This is a genomic window from Shewanella sp. SG44-2, assembly GCF_014164215.1.
Classification (GTDB): Bacteria; Pseudomonadota; Gammaproteobacteria; order Enterobacterales; family Shewanellaceae; genus Shewanella; species Shewanella frigidimarina.
The window spans coordinates 61683-79742 of sequence record NZ_JACJEU010000020.1 but is presented as its reverse complement, the minus strand read 5'-3'; the positions used below and the strand labels follow the sequence as shown (position 1 = coordinate 79742).

General features: G+C 42.0%; 12 protein-coding genes. 4 read left to right on the top strand and 8 right to left on the bottom strand.

Annotated elements, in window-relative coordinates; all coding sequences use genetic code 11:
- Nucleotides 1–57: 57 nt before the first annotated feature.
- The gene (locus tag H5181_RS14610) at nucleotides 58–1266 is read right to left on the bottom strand and encodes a flagellar assembly protein FlgT (RefSeq protein WP_182751381.1); all 1209 of its coding nucleotides are present in this window, start codon (nucleotides 1264–1266) and stop codon (nucleotides 58–60) included.
- Between the two features lie 269 nt (nucleotides 1267–1535).
- Here H5181_RS14610 and H5181_RS14605 point away from each other — a divergent pair, with 269 nt between their 5' ends.
- Nucleotides 1536–2246 carry a FlgO family outer membrane protein gene (locus H5181_RS14605; RefSeq protein ID WP_182751380.1) on the top strand — a complete coding sequence of 237 codons (711 nt, stop codon included), beginning with the start codon at nucleotides 1536–1538 and terminating at the stop codon, nucleotides 2244–2246.
- Nucleotides 2243–2689: an LPP20 family lipoprotein gene (locus H5181_RS14600; RefSeq protein WP_059747882.1), complete on the top strand. Its 447-nt coding sequence runs from the start codon at nucleotides 2243–2245 to the stop codon at nucleotides 2687–2689. The genes H5181_RS14605 and H5181_RS14600 overlap by 4 nt, the downstream gene beginning before the upstream one ends.
- Nucleotides 2690–2851: 162 nt before the next feature.
- Here the strand turns inward: H5181_RS14600 and H5181_RS14595 are convergent, their stop codons facing one another.
- The gene (locus H5181_RS14595) at nucleotides 2852–3784 is read right to left on the bottom strand and encodes a DUF6268 family outer membrane beta-barrel protein (protein ID WP_182751379.1); all 933 of its coding nucleotides are present in this window, start codon (nucleotides 3782–3784) and stop codon (nucleotides 2852–2854) included.
- Nucleotides 3785–3949: 165 nt separating this feature from the next.
- Nucleotides 3950–4600, bottom strand: a complete 651-nt coding sequence (locus H5181_RS14590) for a TetR/AcrR family transcriptional regulator (protein WP_059747880.1) — start codon at nucleotides 4598–4600, stop codon at nucleotides 3950–3952.
- A gap of 244 nt (nucleotides 4601–4844) precedes the next feature.
- Here H5181_RS14590 and H5181_RS14585 point away from each other — a divergent pair, with 244 nt between their 5' ends.
- Both H5181_RS14585 and H5181_RS14580 read left to right on the top strand, forming a co-directional pair.
- Nucleotides 4845–5966, top strand: coding sequence for an efflux RND transporter periplasmic adaptor subunit (locus H5181_RS14585; protein WP_182751378.1), 1122 nt, complete (start codon nucleotides 4845–4847; stop codon nucleotides 5964–5966).
- Nucleotides 5963–9034, top strand: coding sequence for an efflux RND transporter permease subunit (locus tag H5181_RS14580; RefSeq protein WP_182751377.1), 3072 nt, complete (start codon nucleotides 5963–5965; stop codon nucleotides 9032–9034). Before H5181_RS14585 ends, H5181_RS14580 begins: the two co-directional genes overlap by 4 nt.
- 163 nt (nucleotides 9035–9197) lie before the next feature.
- On the opposite strand, the gene H5181_RS14575 is transcribed toward H5181_RS14580, so the two are convergent.
- The 5 genes from H5181_RS14575 to purL form a co-directional block, all read right to left on the bottom strand.
- The gene (locus H5181_RS14575; RefSeq protein WP_182751376.1) at nucleotides 9198–9647 is read right to left on the bottom strand and encodes a host attachment protein; all 450 of its coding nucleotides are present in this window, start codon (nucleotides 9645–9647) and stop codon (nucleotides 9198–9200) included.
- 363 nt (nucleotides 9648–10010) lie between these two features.
- Entirely contained in the window at nucleotides 10011–10121 is a 111-nt protein-coding gene (gene cydX / locus H5181_RS14570) for a cytochrome bd-I oxidase subunit CydX (RefSeq protein WP_011636618.1), read from the bottom strand.
- A 17-nt stretch (nucleotides 10122–10138) separates the two neighbouring features.
- Nucleotides 10139–11278, bottom strand: coding sequence for a cytochrome d ubiquinol oxidase subunit II (cydB, locus tag H5181_RS14565; protein WP_123777087.1), 1140 nt, complete (start codon nucleotides 11276–11278; stop codon nucleotides 10139–10141).
- A gap of 15 nt (nucleotides 11279–11293) precedes the next feature.
- Nucleotides 11294–12850 carry a cytochrome ubiquinol oxidase subunit I gene (locus H5181_RS14560; protein WP_220491733.1) on the bottom strand — a complete coding sequence of 519 codons (1557 nt, stop codon included), beginning with the start codon at nucleotides 12848–12850 and terminating at the stop codon, nucleotides 11294–11296.
- A gap of 1139 nt (nucleotides 12851–13989) precedes the next feature.
- Nucleotides 13990–17871, bottom strand: coding sequence for a phosphoribosylformylglycinamidine synthase (purL, locus tag H5181_RS14555; RefSeq protein WP_182751375.1), 3882 nt, complete (start codon nucleotides 17869–17871; stop codon nucleotides 13990–13992).
- Between the last annotated feature and the right edge of the window lie 189 nt (nucleotides 17872–18060).

Sequence of the window (18060 nt, the reverse complement as noted above, 5' to 3'; positions counted from 1 at the left end):
CTTAGCACTTAGCACTTAGCACTTAATTTTGAACGATTAGCTTCTAGAAGCAAATCGTTAGTTCTTAATCGCAATATCGTTCACTTGAATATTGTCAGCACTGTCGATGCCGTCGAATATTGCGGTTGAGCTGTCTTCAGTAACTTGTTCGATAACCACATTGGCACGGCTTTTTGTGGCAATAGCACGCATGGAATTAAATCTGTCTGGGATATTTTTTTGTAATACGATTTGGAATTTATCACCCATTTTAACGCCATTTTTACGACCTAAATTGATGATAATACGATCCCCTTGCCTGGCGACAATTTGGCCTAATAATGGACGACAGTTTAACTGCTTATCCAGCGACATGACGCTTTGCTGTAAAATATCGCTGATCGCCTGACCATAAGATGATCGCCAAAAGCGCTGGTTAGCAGGTGAGACTATTTCTTGTCTTTCAAATTCCCAAGGCGCTGAGGTGGCGAATGATTCTGACCACACCACTTCACCGCTGATCCCGTGGTAAAGGGTTAATTTAAATATAAACTGTCTTAGTGGATCATCCTCGACAAAGCCCATGTAACTGCTTTGAGCTGGCTCGGTCGAAATATCAATGATTTCAGGTTGCAGCAGATATTGGCTGTCGGTGATTTCGCCTAACCAACTGGGAATACGATATCCTTTAAAGTTGACCAGTTGATTGGTGTTATCAATTTTTTCATCTGCATGTAGTCGTGCAAAACTGTATCGCGACTGCGCATTGATAGCTTTACCTAATTGCTCGGTGATCCGCTCTTCAAAGTGAGCTAATTGACCATAACGCAACTGTTCGCGTTCTTGTAAATAGGCTTGTGGCAACATAATCGCGGCCTTGAGAGACTGGCTTTTACATTGAGCGTTAGGTTCTTGTTCGCTGAGTTCAAGCTGTAATACCACGGTGATGGTGTGTTGGCTGATCATTTCACTCATTAATTCAACGTTATTGGCCGATCCCATCCGCTGAATTTGAAAGGTATCTTGAGTAAGCCAACCTTGGTTGACTTGCTGTTCGCTGGAAAAATTAACCCCGGCTTTTAAGCTAGCATAATTTAACGCTTGGCTTATGGCGTCTTCACGGGCTTTATCTATATCGCCATTAACGATTTTAGCCTTACCAGTCACTTCAATTTGTTCAGCCAATACCGACGACGTTACACACAATGCACTCACGCATAGCATTGCTATTACGGCAAGGTGATTGAAGATTTTTGTTCGGATAACAGGGCTGTGTCGGATCAACATACAATGTCCTAATGTCAAAAAAACGTCTATTTTGCACAATTGTGTAAATTCAGCTTACTCTATTTTAATCAAAGCAAAAATTGTGCCGACTCACTATATTAGTGGTTATTTTCGATGTTGCACTATTACAGTAAAGCTTTTAACGCATTTGCCGATATAAAGACAACAATAAGAAAGAGTACATAATTGGCCTTAGTTATCGATGTACAAGGCGATTAAATGACTCATTTATACCCAGACTAGCGGCATTATTTGTTAGAGGAATTATTATGATTAACAGGCTTTTTATCTCCACGGTCATGCTTGCGTCGTTATCGTTAGCGGCATGCACCCAAACGCCTAATGCTGCCAATAACCTTGCCTTTAGTAATAACGGTAAATTTGTCAAAATCGTCGACGAAGATGAGGTTTATCACGATAAGCTGGCTTATGATATTCAGGCTGCGGGAATATCCCCCAAAGGCCAAGTGAATGTGTGGGCAGAAAAGTTAGTTAACGAGTTAGTGTTGCAAAATGACGCCTTACGCCCAGATCAACCACTGCTGATTTCTACACCTGTGATGACCAGTAATTTAAGTGCAACCAATGAATTAGCATTACAGTTACAACAAGGATTGCTCGCGGCGTTCCACGCTCATGAATTTAACTTAGTCGATTTAAATGTGGCGACAAATCTGCGCGCCACAGAACAAGGCGAGTTTATGTTGAGCCGCAACTGGGAACTGTTACGTGCAGATTTACCGGTTTCACATGTATTAGTGTCGACCATGACCCTCACCCCTGAAGGTATTGTGTTTAACGGCCGAGTGGTTAATGTGACTAATAATCGCGTCCTTTCAGCGGTGCAATCATTTGTAGCAGCATCGAGCTTATCGGGTTATTTACAGCCCTCTGAAATGATTGAATCACGCAATGGTTTACTGTATCGCCACGAAAATAAGGGCGACAGTCGTTACACCGTATTAGGAGATAAGCTATGAAGTCGTTGATATTAATTATGCTATTGCTGCTAACTGGCTGTGTGAGCAAAGACAAATATGTTCAGTGGGAAACCGAAGCACCAGCTTCATTCCCAACACTTACGGCAATAGGTTATGCCCCTTTGGCGACCCAACCCAGTAAAGAGCCATCACATCGTATTTTAATGGCGATGCAAGCTTCAAAAATTGCCGCTTACCGAGAGTTGGCTGAGCAAGTATATGGACAAAAGATTTCTGCAAATAGCGACGTAAGTGAGTGGTTATTAACTGACGACAACGTTAAGTCTAGCGTGAGTGGGATTATTCGCGGCGCTAAAGTGGTTAAGACCTACCCTTCTGGTGAATTTTATGTCACAGAGCTAGCTCTGGACTTTAAACAAGTATGGCAGTTGTACGAACAACAAAATCGTCCTAAACGCGTAAAAGAAGTTACTTACTTTTAATTGAACGTTTACGAGATCTTGTGGCTAAATTGGAACATGTCGATTGATCGTTATTAATTACCGATTATTGATTGCTGGTTAACAGTTAACGCTACCTTGTTGATATAAAAAATGCCGCTGACATCAGCGGCATTTTTTATTGTATGACATTAACTCTTATCATTAAAACGTCAGTTTAAACACTAAACCTAATGCTGCTTGGTTTTCCATGTCTTCCGTAACGTCTGGATAACTTAACTCCATTTCGCCACCAAAATAATAACCTGCATACGCATTAAGGCTAATATTACTAGTTGCTTGCCAGCCTGCGCGAGCAAAGCCTACCCATTCTTCTACTTCAATGGTTTTGTCATCGTCTGCAATTAAAAAACGTTCAGTTCGCTTTGAACTCCCCACACCGAAACTCCAGTCACGGTTATACTGATAACTTAACTCTAATCCTGCAGGGCCACTAAAACCAGCTTGGAACGGGTTAGCAAGTACCCACTTATCGTTTATCTGCCAACGTACGGCTAAATAAGGTACGGTGCGCACTTCTGAAATATCATTTAAGTATGCAACACCAAAGCCCAGCATATTGCCGGAATCAAAGCGGTACATGCCCGAGGCAACGACACCATAACTTTGCGCATTTGAAAATGATGCTGTATCGGCATAGGCGTATTGCAGTTTGGGGGCTATAAGGAACATCCAATGATTATCAAGACGATAAGATAACGATAAACCGGCACTGTATTGATGTATGGTTGACCAAGGTTGAACAGTTGAACGTAAAGGGCTGTTTTGGTTCATATCCCAGTCATAATCGAGATTATCGTAGCCTAAGTTTGCACCTATGGACCACTGACGATTAAGCGGCATGCTGGCTGAAAAACTGGTTTTCCATGTATCTCTTTGTAACTGATTAGGGTTATTGCTATCAGCCCCAACATTAGCGGTACCGGTTGATGTACGAGCCACAGTGAGCGAAAATGGTGAACGTTCTGGCGCTGCTAAAGCATGCTGACTTAACAACAGTCCCGACGCTAGCAAAATTGACAAAGCTGATAAACTCAATGATTTTGGCTGAATTACGTTAACGTTATAAAGCGTCATATCGATCTGCTTCCCTTCAAATAATGAGATAAGTTAACTATTACTTTGGGTTAATTACACCTTGGTTTAATAGTAGCTTGGATTAATAGTAGCTTGGATTAATAGTAGCTTGGATTAATTACAATAATACTGTTATAGAGCCAATTAAGTTCAACTTTTGATGGCTTATTTTATGTCAACTTGGTGGGCTCGCAAAAACATCTCGGCAGTATCTTGTAAGTATTGTTGTCTGGTTGTCAGTAAATCACCTATTTCTAAGCCTAACTCTAGACGTAATTTTAGTTCGCCAAATAACATTAAACACAATCTAACTGCGCTTTCATGCGGATTTTCAAAAAAGTATTCGCCATGCTCATTGACCTTTTTTAAGTAATTTCTAATCAGCCCGAGTACGTGCTTGGGACCTGCGTCATAAAACAATCTAGACACTTCTGGGTGAGTGTCAGCTTGAGCTACGCAAGTTTTAAATACTGTCATGGTTTCTTTGCTAACAATCATTTCACCAAATTGCAGAGCAAACTGCAAAATAACCCGTTGTGGATTTGCTGCATCAATTAAGGCATCGCCAGTGAGTTGATGCACCACACATTTAGATTCAATCGCAGACACAAACAAATCATCTTTGGAGCCAAAGTGAGAGTAAACAGTTTGTTTTGATACTCCGGCATGTTTTGCTACTTCATCCATGCTGGTATTAGAAAAACCCTGATGACAAAAAAGGCCAATCGCAGACTCAAGTACTTGAGCACGCTTTTGTTCACTGCGGCTCAAACTAACTTGTTCGATATTATTAAGCGATGTGTGTTTTTTTGTCATGTTGGTTCCGTAAATTAACTCATTAAGCATAATTGAGTGTCGAGGTTACTACTCATTATTTAGCGTTATAGTAACCAAAAATAGACTGGACAGTCTAGTTTTATAAAACTAGACTACCGAGTCTAGTTAACATTTAAATTACAAATTATGTTTTTTGGCTAATGAGTTCGCTTATTGTTATTAACACTGGTCCTTAAGATAAACCAACATTGGCACAATATATTGCTTTGCAAGGAATAAACTTATGTACGCGTCAAAGACATTCACCCCAATCATTCGATACTGGGCGCTAGGTTTAAGCTTAATCGCATTAGGCGGTTGTGGCTCTGAAGTAAAAGAGCATTCACAAACAACTGAGTATCAAACAGTATTGTCACAGCCTTTATCGTTAAGCGACCGTTATCAGCACATGCAAACTTACACGGGTACGATTCGCTCAGCCAATACCACCGGAATTGGTTTTGAGCTTGCGGGTAAACTCAATAACATCCTAGTCGACAGTGGCGATACGGTGAGTAAAGGACAAACATTAGCGCAGCTGGATACCGATTTATTGACCGCAGAAAAACAGCAATTACAAGCCAGTTTATTACAAACTCAAGCAGATATAGATTTAGCAAAAAGCACCTTAGTTCGTACTCAGAAATTGAAAAAACAAAACTATGTGTCTGAACAGCAACTCGATGAAACCCAACAACAAGTTATCAGCTTACAAGCTAACCAAAAGCGTATAGAAGCCAGCTTAAGTGCGACCAATTTGAAAATTGAAAAATCAACCTTACAGGCCCCATTTAATGGAACAATAAGTCAACGTTTTCATAATGTCGGCGAAGTGATTGCGCTAGGCAGTCCGGTTTTCACCTTGGTCGGTAACAGTCAGCCTGTTGCATATATTGGTGTCCCGATCGATATTGCTCAACAATTAACGGCTCAACAAATGGTAGATGTCCGTGTAGGTAAACAAACCTTTACCGCTAAAATTGCCGGAATAAGCGCCGAAGTGAACACGATTAGCCGTACGGTTCAGTTACGTATCCTGTTACCCGATTCAGCAAGAGTCATCAATGGTGAGATAGCCTATTTAGCTTATCAGCAAGATGTTCTGGAACCTGGTTATTGGGTGCCTATGTCGGCCTTAACTGACGGAGTTCGTGGATTGTGGAATGTGTTTACTTTAGTTGAGGCTGAACAAGGTTTTTATACTATTGAACGTCGCGATGTAGAAATTATCTATACCAATGAACAACAAGCGTATATTCAAGGCGCCATAAAACCAAGCGATTTAATTGTGTCACAAGGATTACATAAATTGGTCGTTGACCAAAAAGTGTCTCTCGCTAAAGCAGAGAAAACGGGGGCACTATGATTAAAGCATTTTTAGAAAATGGCCGCCTAACCAGTTTATTTATCGCATTATTAATTGTTGCGGGATTAGGTGCTATTTCAAGCCTACCCCGCACTGAAGATCCACATATTACGAACCGATTTTCATCTGTTATCACTCAATACCCTGGTGCATCTGCAGAGCGGGTTGAAGCACTCGTGACTGAAGTGTTAGAGAATCAATTACGCCGCTTGGAAGATTTAAAGCTGGTCCAGTCGACTTCTCGCCCTGGGATTTCGGTTATCCAGTTAGAGTTAAAAGACACGGTCACAGAGACTGCTCCTGTGTGGTCACGCGCTCGCGATCTTATCGCCGACAGTAAATCTTTGTTGCCAGTAGAAGCACAAAACAGTGTATTAGATGATCAACTAGGTTATGCCAACACAGCCATTTTAGGGCTTGTTTGGGCTGACGACAGCCCTGTAAGAGCCGATATCCTTAATCGTTATGCCAAAGAATTACAAAGCCGCCTAAGACTGCTCAGCGGTACTGATTTTGTTAAACTCTATGGCGCACCACAAGAAGAGATTTTAGTTGAGCTAGATGGCAATAAAATTAGCCAATTACATTTAACCCCCGCCAGTATTGCCGCTATTTTAAATAATGCCGACAGCAAAATTTCAGCCGGTGAAGTTAATAACAGCCAGTTTAGAGCCTTAGTCGAAGTTTCTGGTGAATTAGATTCGCAAAATCGTATCCGCCAAGTGCCGTTAAAAGTAGATGACTATGGTCAAATTATTCGCTTAGGGGATGTGGCTAATATTAGCCGCCAAGCTAAGACTCCGGCATCAAGTATCGCCTTAATCGACAGTCAACAAGGCGTATTGGTCTCTGCGCGCATGCTCAATAATAATCGAGTCGATGTGTGGCAACAGCATGTTAGCAGCGCTATAGATGATTTCTCAGTTAATTTACCTGCCAATATCAAGGTGCAATGGTTATTCGACCAACAAAGCTATACCAGTGACCGATTAGGCGACTTGGTGATTAATCTGTTACAAGGATTTGTGATTATTTTAGTGGTTCTGATGCTGACATTAGGACTGAGAAATGCGGTGATTGTGGCGATATCATTACCATTAACCGCATTATTTACCCTCACCTGCATGAAATATACTGGCCTACCGATCCACCAAATGTCGGTAACAGGTTTAGTGGTTGCGCTAGGTATTATGGTCGATAATGCGATTGTGATTGTTGATGCCATTGCGCAACGCCGTCAACAAGGTATGAGCAAACTGGAAGCGGTATCAAAAACCTTACACCATTTATGGCTACCACTAGCAGGGTCGACCATTACCACCATGCTAGCCTTTGCACCGATTGTGTTAATGCCGGGATCTGCAGGTGAGTTTGTTGGTGGCATTGCCATTTCGGTCATGTTTGCCTTACTCGGCTCATATATTATTTCTCATACCATTATTGCTGGCCTGGCGGGTCGATTCAGTCGCAGTGAAAAACCAACGGCTTGGTATCAGCAAGGGATGGCATTTCCAAGAATTAGCCAAGCATTTACCGCCAGTTTACAGTTTGCGTTATCTCGGCCAATATTGACCGCCATCGTAATTGGAATATTACCGATTGCAGGCTTTTTTGCTGCGGGTAAAATGACTGAACAATTTTTCCCTCCGTCTGACCGCGATATGTTCCAAATTGAAGTCTACCTGGCCCCCCATGTTAGTATCGATAACACTCTAGAGCAGGTCAAACTGATTGATAAAAAGCTGCAACAGATTGACGATATTGTCGCCGCTACATGGGTTGTTGGCGGTAATACGCCCTCTTTCTATTACAACTTAACTCAACGGCAACAAGGAGCAACTAATTACGCCCAAGCGATGATTAAAGTGACTGATTATGCCGCCGCCAATCGGTTAATTTTACAATTACAAAAAGAGTTTGATGCCCAATTTCCACAAGCACAGATTTTAGTGCGAAAACTGGAACAAGGGCCTCCCTTTAACGCTCCGGTTGAGTTGCGTATTTATGGCCCTAATCTTGATACCCTGAAAACACTAGGCGAACAAGTACGCGGAATTTTAGCCGCCACACCAGATGTCATTCACACTCGTGCCACCCTCAGTTCTGGCGCGCCAAAAGTGTGGTTACAAGTGAATGAAGACGCCAGCTTAATGAGCGGCCTAAGTTTGAGCGACATTGCTAATCAAATTCAAATGGCGACTACCGGGATCATTGGTGGCAGCATTTTGGAGCAAACAGAATCACTGCCAATACGGGTTCGCTTAGGCGACAACAGCCGCGAACAAGCCACTCGTTTAGCCGAGATTAATCTGGTGTCACCATCGGGGTCAGGCATTCCACTATCGGCATTATCTTATAACGAAATAAATGTCAGTCGTGGTGCAATCCCCCGTAGAAATGGTGAGCGCGTTAATACTATCGAAGCTTACATCACCAGTGGAGTATTGCCTGCACAAGTGCTCAACGAGGTTAAAGATACTATTGCTAATTTGTCTATTCCTGCGGGATACCACCTCGAAATAGGCGGCGAAAGCGCAAAGCGTAATGAAGCGGTAGGTAATTTATTGTCAAATATTGTACTTGTCGTCACTTTATTATTAGCGACGGTCGTGCTGTCTTTCAACTCGTTTAGATTAACCGCCATTATTTTACTGAGTGCTTTTCAATCGGCTGGTTTAGGCTTGTTATCCGTGTATGTATTTGGCTATCCGTTTGGGTTTACCGTCATCATCGGTTTATTGGGATTAATGGGGTTAGCCATTAATGCGGCCATTGTTATTTTGGCAGAGCTTGAGGATATTCCCGAGGCGCGTGATGGCAATTTAGCACTAATCATTAGTACTGTGAGCAGTTGTGGGCGTCATATTGGCTCAACCACTATCACCACCATAGGTGGTTTTTTACCGCTAATTATCGCCGGTGGCGGCTTTTGGCCACCCTTTGCTATCGCTATTGCTGGCGGTACATTATTAGCCACCATGTTGTCACTGATTTGGGTACCGGTAATGTATACCTTATTGATGAAGCCTAAAGCGGTAGCAAAAATGACATTAACCACACAGGTTTAATTACATGGCTTAATGGCATAGTTTAATTACATCGATTAGCGACTAATTAACAATCAGCAGTTTAATGAAAGTGACAAAAAACAAAAACACCCCATTAAGCTGCCGACATATGAGTAAGGATGATGGCAGCTTATTAAACGAACATAATTATCTAAATTTCAGCTTATGTGGCTAAGCTAGGCAAGATAATTGGCAACTGACCTCTAATCGAGTCGATGTCCTGCTTTACAATATCTTTGTCTATTTCCAGCGTAACAACTTTAGCAACGTTACTGCTCATTTCTTTGCGTAAGTTGCCAAGAAAATGAGGAGCAGCCACAACAATCAACTGGCTAAATTTGTGTGCATTATATTCAGCCTCAAGGTATCGACAGATCTCCCGAGCAAATTCGACAGCCTCATTCTTTTTAGGCTCAGTTTTCCCCCCAACAGAATGGTGACTATTGATGGCACCTCCAGCCTGACGGCCTGGTAGATCTGAGGTTAGTTTCTGTTCATGTTGCCGTGCTTCGGGATGGATCATGCTCTTAATCTCAATTAACGTAGATTTTGCTGTTTCTGCGTAAAATAGACGTGCATATGCGCTATCCGCGACTAAAATCCAACTGCTCATTATATGTCTCCCGTTAAGTGCATTATTAACAAATTGCCATGTTTAAAAAACAGACAATTAGGGTTAATTAATTATAGACAATATTTCTGTTAACACTTCGGAATTGAGATGTATTTCCTGGTATCTTTAAATAAAAATCTTACTTAGCAGCGGCGTGTTTATTACATATTGGGGGGACTTTTTAAAAGGCGGCAATTGAACATAAAATTGGCTTTGTTAACAGCCACTAAGTAACGAGATAATGAGTGCTAGTTTGAGTCATAAGTTAAAACCGGTCGGTTTTAGTTTTGTAAACAAGATGAATAGCCAATAAAAAACCGCTTTATCACTAAAGCGGTTTTTTCATATCAAACGATATAACGTTTATAGTTCGTTGTTACGATCCATATTTTCAGTATTCTCAAGCCATAACGCGTTGATGATACCGAATGAACACGCTAACAATACCCCTAAAATCCACGCAAAATACCACATAGACGTTGCTCCTTAATTTAGTAAAGTGAGCTTTTGTTGTTTTCAACAAACTCACGATTTAAGCGGCCGTACATCTTGTAGTAAGTCCAAATGGTGTAACTTAATACTGTGGGTACGAAGATAATAGCGGCAACTGTCATCACTTTAAGTGACATTTGACTGGCTGTGGCATCCCACATTGTTAAGCTGACATTAGGTTCTAATGATGAAGGCATAACAAATGGGAACATTGCTGCACCACAGGTCAAAATGACACAAGCAACCGCAAGCGAACTGAAAAAGAACGCAAATCCACTACGATTTAATCGACTGGCAAAAATCACTAATATTGGCATTAATAACCCTAATACCGGGAATAGCATGGTAAGAGGATATTTATCATAGTTAGTTAACCAAGCGCCCGCTTCAACCGCTACAGTCTTAGTGGTTGGATTTGACGGACCAGCAAGGTCAAGGGCTGAGGTAATAACATAACCATCAATACCGTTTACAAGCCAAACACCAGCTGCACCAAATAGAACCACTAATAAACCACCACAAACTTGCGATACTTTAGCGCTTCTAACCCGAAGCTCTCCGTCGGTCTTCATTTGTAACCATGTAGAACCTTGCATTATCACCATAGTGACACTCACAAGACCGGCTAATAAACCAAACGGATTCAATAAACCCAACAGACCGCCATGATAAGTAGCACGTAGATATTCATCAAAGTTAAATGGTACGCCTTGAAGCAGGTTACCAAATGCCACACCAATGATTAACGGTGGTACAAAACTGCCGACAAATAATGCTCTATCCCATGACTTACGCCATCTTGGATCTTCAATTTTAGAGCGATAATCAAAACCGACTGGACGTAAAAACAATGCAAATAGCACTAGCATCATTGCCACATAAAAGCCTGAAAACGATACCGCGTAGACCATAGGCCAAGCAGCAAATAACGCGCCACCAGCCGTCACTAGCCATACTTGGTTACCGTCCCAATGTGGTGCGATAGTGTTAATCATAATACGGCGTTCAGTATCATCTTTACCAATAACGGGTAACAATATACCTACGCCCATATCAAAGCCATCTGTCACGGTGAAACCAATAAACAGCACGCCGATTAACGCCCACCAAATAAATCTTAATACTTCATAATCAAACATAATCAGGTCCTCAGATTAAGCATCTTGGTTTTCGAAATGATAACGACCGGTCTTTAAGCTGCTTGGACCAAGACGAGCAAACTTATACATCAAGTAAGCTTCTATCACCAACAGGATGGTATAGAACACCGTAATCGAAATAATACTGAACCAAAGATCCGCCGTCGTTAAACTAGACGCCGACATGAATGTTGGCAGCACTTCAGAAATGGTCCAAGGTTGGCGACCAAACTCTGACACAAACCAACCAGCTTCAATGGCTACCCATGGAAGTGGCAAACTGTAAAGAGCAGCACGAAGTACCCACTTTTTCTCGGCGATTTGATGACGAGTGCTTTGCCAGAAGGCTGCAGCAAACACCAATAGCATTATCACCCCAGAGCCAACCATTAAGCGGAAACTCCAGAACATAGGGGCTACAGTAGGAATTGAGTCATAAGACGCTGCAATAATTTGCTCTTCAGTCGCATCAACCACTTTGTCGGTATAACGCTTAAGCAAGAAACCATAACCTAGGTCGATTTTGGTCGCTTCAAATTGCTCTCTAACTTCAACCGATTTATCACCAGCACGTAATTTTTCAAGTAGAGCATACGCAACCATGCCGTTACGAATTCGTACTTCGTGATCTTTAATAAGATCCCTAATACCGGTCACTTCTTCATCTAAAGAACGTGTCGCAATAATGCCCATCGCATATGGTATCTTAACGGCGTAATCCGTGTGCATAGTTTCTTGGTTAGGGAAACCAAATGCCGTAAAGGCTGCTGGTGCTGGCTCGGTGTGCCATTCAGCTTCAATTGCGGCTAATTTAACACGTTGGACTTCACCTACTTCATAACCTGATTCATCGCCTAACACGATGACCGATAAAATAGATGCCATACCAAAACTTGCTGCAATAGCGAATGAGCGACGAGCAAAAGGTAAATCTCGGCCTTTCAATATGTAGTATGAGCTAATAGCTAATACAAACATCGCACCTGCTACATAACCAGAGGCGACGGTATGAACAAACTTAACTTGCGCAACGGGATTAAATACCACTTCGGCAAAATTGGTCATTTCCATACGCATGGTTTCATAGTTAAACACAGAACCCACTGGGTTTTGCATCCAACCATTGGCGATCAAAATCCATAAAGCTGACATATTAGAGCCAAGGGCAACGAGCCATGTGACTGCTAAATGTTGGCGCTTACTGAAACGATCCCAACCAAAAAAGAACATCCCGACTAACGTAGACTCAAGGAAGAATGCCATTAAGCCTTCAATCGCCAGGGGCGCACCAAAAATGTCACCTACGTAATGAGAATAGTAGGACCAGTTAGTACCAAACTGGAACTCCATCGCTAAACCCGTTGTCACGCCTAAGGCAAAGTTTATCCCAAACAACTTACCCCAAAATTTAGTCATGTCTTTATAAACTTGCTTATTGGTCATCACATACAGTGATTCCATAATCGCAAGAATAAAGGCTAAACCTAGGGTGAGTGGAACAAATAAAAAATGATACATGGCTGTCAGCGCAAATTGAAAACGCGATAGCTCAACGACCTCTTCGATAATCATTGGCGACTCCTTACTTCAGTACAACCAAATACGACACAGCAACATACCGTTGCCATAATGATGATGTTATACCTGAAAACGGTCATATTGAAGCAGTGGACAACTCACCAAAGAGTGAAAAATGATAAATTAACCTGTTTGCCTATGTTTTCAAGCCCAATCCTAAACGCCCTATATCTTACGGCATATTCACTTTGTAGATCATATTTTTTAGTCAATTATGTGACCAGCATTAGATTTGGTGCATGGAGAATGTTTTATTACAGATAATCAGCCCATTAGCGTAAAGCATGTCGATTATTTCAGCAGATATTAGCTGTCAGGTTGATCACAATCATAAATGAACTTGCGATATTCAGAGTGATAACATTTGAACACGAATTTGCAACCCTCTTGAGGTATTGACAAAAAACGCATAATTGCTAGGCATAAACAGCAAGCTGACCTAATTTTAGATAAAAAGCTCAACTCACAAAGATTGTTAATATAAAGTAGCAAAATACACAAAAAATTAATATTAGATAAATATTTCTATAATTTACATTTAAAGTAAAAAGAAATAAATTGTCATTTTTCAATACCATACAAAATCATAACTATTAATTATCTTAAAACAAAACATTCAATCATTAAATAAACTAATGTCAAACATCATTTTTCCTCGTTTGAATGCACATTAGTTCAATTGTATAATTTGCGCACAGTTAAGAACACGAACACGAGTTGTGCAATCAGTCGTTGTCTTAATTCCAGTGACCTAACCTAGAGAGAATGTGCTATGACTCAATTATTCGAACATGTTGCCAACCTATACATACGTGTTTTTACTGAAATGTTTACTGCTAAAGAAGTGAAATAAGCGAGCACACTTTTTTATTTATACCGTGTTTAGTGGATGTTTTTGTTAGCGCAGAGATCATATTAAGCGGTAATCGTTATTATCCAATGATAACGAATCAGAAAACCCCATAGAGTAAACCTATGGGGTTTTTCTTTTTCACCACAACATAAAGTCAGTTGCGGTAAACAAATTGAAACCAATAAAAAAGGCGACTCAACGGAGTCGCCTTTCGCTTTAGTTACATTAAGTAATTTAACTAAATCAAGTGATTTTGCTAAACTAAGTGCATGATTTGCTATTAACCAATCTTCACTCGTGCATTACGGAACATACGCATCCATGGGCTATCTTCACCCCAATTATCTGGATGCCATGAATTGGCAACGGTTCTGAATACACGCTCAGGATGCGGCATCATAATTGTTACGCGACCATCAGTGGTACAGATACCAGTTAAGCCATTAGCAGAACCATTTGGGTTTTCTGGGTACTGGGTCGCAATTTGACCATGACCATCAACATAGCGCAGTGCAATAGTGCCCGATGCTTCTGCATTTGCTAACGCTTGAGCATTGGCAAATTCAACTAAGCCTTCACCATGCGATACTGCGATAGGCATACGAGAACCGACCATGCCTTCAAAAAATACCGATGGATTTTGTTGCACTTCAACCAAACTGAATCGAGCTTCAAAACGCTCAGAACGGTTACGCACAAAACGTGGCCAATGCTCACTTCCTGGAATAATTTCTTTCAGGTTAGATAACATCTGACAACCATTACACACGCCAAGGGCGATGCTTGAATCACGTTCGAAGAAACGGCTAAACTCGTCGCGAGCACGATCATTAAACAAAATCGATTTAGCCCAACCTTCACCAGCGCCTAACACGTCACCGTAAGAGAAGCCGCCACATGCCACTAGGCCTTGGAATTCTTCTAAACTAATTCGACCAGATAAAATGTCCGACATGTGCACGTCGCGACTTTCAAAACCGGCACGGTCAAAAGCGGCTGCCATTTCAACATGAGAGTTAACGCCTTGCTCACGTAAAATAGCCATTTTAGGTGCGACACCTTTAAGGATATAAGGTGCGGCGACATCTTCACTTGGATTAAAGCCTAATTTAACCGTTAAACCTGGCGCATCAGCTTGTTGTTTAAGCTCATATTCTTCACGCGCACATTCCGGATTGTCACGTAGCGCTTGCATGCGATAGGTTGTTTCTGACCATAAGGTACGCAGTGCAGTACGGCTGTCAGCAAATATGACTCGCTCGCCGTCATTAATGCTAATTTTGTCTGCCGTTTGCAAACCACCGATGTGATGACACGTTACGCCTTTAGCTTCAAATTGCGCGGCAATGGCTTTAGCATCAATAGCACTGACTTGAATTACAGCACCAATTTCTTCGTTAAATAAACGTTCTAAATCAGTACCACTCAAGCTGGCTAAATCAATTGTTAACCCGGTATTACCAGCAAAAGCCATTTCCACGAGAGTGGTAAATAAACCGCCATCACTACGATCGTGATAAGCCATAACCGCTTGATCGGCTACGAGTTGCTGCATCACTTCAAAAAAGCCAGCTAAGTTAGCGGTTTTATCCAATGTTGGTGCAATGTCACCTAACTCACTGTAAACCTGCGCTAAACAAGAACCGCCTAAACGGTTTTGGCCATTGCTTAGGTCCAGCATTAATAAAGCACTGTCACCTTTATCACTGCGAAGCTGTGGCGTTACCGTTTTACGAATGTCTTGTACTACACCAAAGGCAGTGATGACTAACGACATAGGCGATGTGACGGTTTTCTGAGTGCCGTTATCTTCCCATGCGGTTTTCATCGACATGGAGTCTTTGCCAACAGGAATTGTTATACCAAGTTCAGGACAAAGGTCTTCACCAATCGCTTTAACGGCTTGGTATAAACCGGCATCTTCACCAGGATGACCCGCTGGAGACATCCAGTTAGCAGAAAGCTTAATACGCTTGAACGAGCCAATGTCAGTACCAGCAATGTTCATAATCGATTCGGCAACCGCCATGCGGGCTGAGGCGTCAAAGTCGAGTAAGGCTAACGGAGTACGCTCACCCATCGACATCGCTTCACCGCAGTAACTGTCATAACTTGAGGCGGTTACCGCGCAGTCGGCAACTGGAACCTGCCATGGACCCACCATTTGATCGCGATTAACTAAACCAGTAACGGAGCGATCACCAATGGTGATAAGGAAGGTTTTGTCTGCCACTGTTGGCAAGGTTAAAATGCGCTTAACGGCATCTTTTAGCTCAATTTTAGTTTGATCTAACGCTGGCGATACTGCTTTGGCAGTTACCACATCACGGCTCATCTTAGGCGCTTTACCTAATAAAACTTCAAGCGGTAAATCAATCGGCTTGTTGTTAAAATGGCTGTCGGCAAGCGTTAAATGCATCTCTGCTGTTGCTTCACCAACCACGGCAAATGGCGCGCGTTCACGGGCACAAATATCAGCAAATTGTTGTAAGTTCTCTGGTGCAACCGATAACACATAACGCTCTTGTGATTCATTACACCAAATTTCAAGCGGGCTCATGCCTGGCTCGTCAGAGGGAACATTACGTAAATTGAATACCCCGCCGCGATCAGCATCATTCACTAATTCAGGGAACGCATTGGATAATCCACCCGCGCCGACATCGTGAATAAACTGAATTGGGTTGGTGTCACCTAATTGCCAGCAGCGGTCGATCACTTCCTGACAACGACGTTCCATTTCTGGGTTTTCGCGTTGTACAGAAGCAAAATCTAAATCTTCGCTAGACTGACCTGACGCCATAGATGATGCTGCACCGCCGCCTAAGCCAATGTTCATTGCCGGTCCACCAAGCACAATGAGCTTAGCACCAACGGTAATCTCACCTTTTTGAACATGATCTTCACGGATATTGCCTAATCCACCAGCAATCATAATAGGCTTATGATAGCCGCGTACTTCAACACCATTATGGCTAGACACTAATTGCTCGTAGGTGCGGAAATAACCGGTAATGGCAGGACGACCAAATTCGTTGTTAAATGCTGCGCCGCCAAGTGGGCCTTCGAGCATAATTTCTAACGGTGTGACAATACGATCTGGCTTACCGTAATCCCCTTCCCATGGTTGTACAAAACCAGGAATTTTTAAGTTAGAAACAGTAAAGCCAGACAAACCCGCTTTAGGTTTAGAACCTCGGCCAGTAGCACCCTCATCGCGAATTTCACCACCTGAGCCAGTAGCCGCACCAGGATATGGACTAATTGCAGTAGGATGATTGTGCGTTTCGACTTTCATCAATATATGCATTGGCTCGGTGTGATAGTTGTAAACACCATCGGGATCAGGGAAAAAACGTCCCGCAACAGAACCTGTCATCACCGCAGCATTATCTTTGTAAGCTGATAACACGTAATCAGGTGTCACTTCAAAGGTGTTTTTAATCATTTTGAACAATGACTTTGGCTGTACTTCACCATCGATTGTCCAATCTGCATTGAAAATTTTGTGGCGACAATGTTCCGAGTTTGCTTGAGCAAACATCATTAATTCGATGTCGTTAGGGTTACGCTTTAAACGAACAAAATTTTCAATTAAATAGTCAATTTCATCATCGGCAAGGGCCAAGCCTAGCTTAATGTTGGCCACTTCTAATGCGCGGCGGCCTTCAGCAAGAATATTCACACTGCTAAATTTTGCCGGTTCAGTACGAGAAAATAATACTTCAGCAGCTTCAAATGCTGGCAGCATCACTTCGACCATACGGTCATGTAATAACCCTTGCAGTAGTTTTTGTTGTTCTGCGGTTAATACTGACGCTTCAACATAATAAGCAATACCACGTTCAAGACGGTTAACTTTGCCTAAACCACAGTTATGAGCAATGTCGGTTGCTTTAGAAGACCAAGGAGAAATAGTGCCAGGACGAGGAGTAACAAACAGTAAAGTGCCTTGTGGGGCATGAGACTCAATAGCTGGACCATAAGTAAGAATAGTTTCTAACTGTAGACGTTCATTATCATCTAGTGGTTCACTCAAACTGGCTAAATGTACATATTCAGCATAAATTTGAGAAACAGGAAGCGCTGCGTTTTCGCAAGCCTCCATGAGTTTTTGAACTCTAAATGCAGATAGTGCTGGGGCTCCGCGAATGATTTCCATCACGTCTATTCACCTTTATAATATAGGAGGATCAGAATTGGCGCTATTATAGGGAATTGCACACTACAAATCACCTTCAAGCACCGGTGAAAACAGTGTTTCCTGATAGGGAAAATATCCCACTCAAGTAATGCTAAAGTGAATAACATGATCACTTTACCTTTTAACAAAAAACAACCATAAAATGCT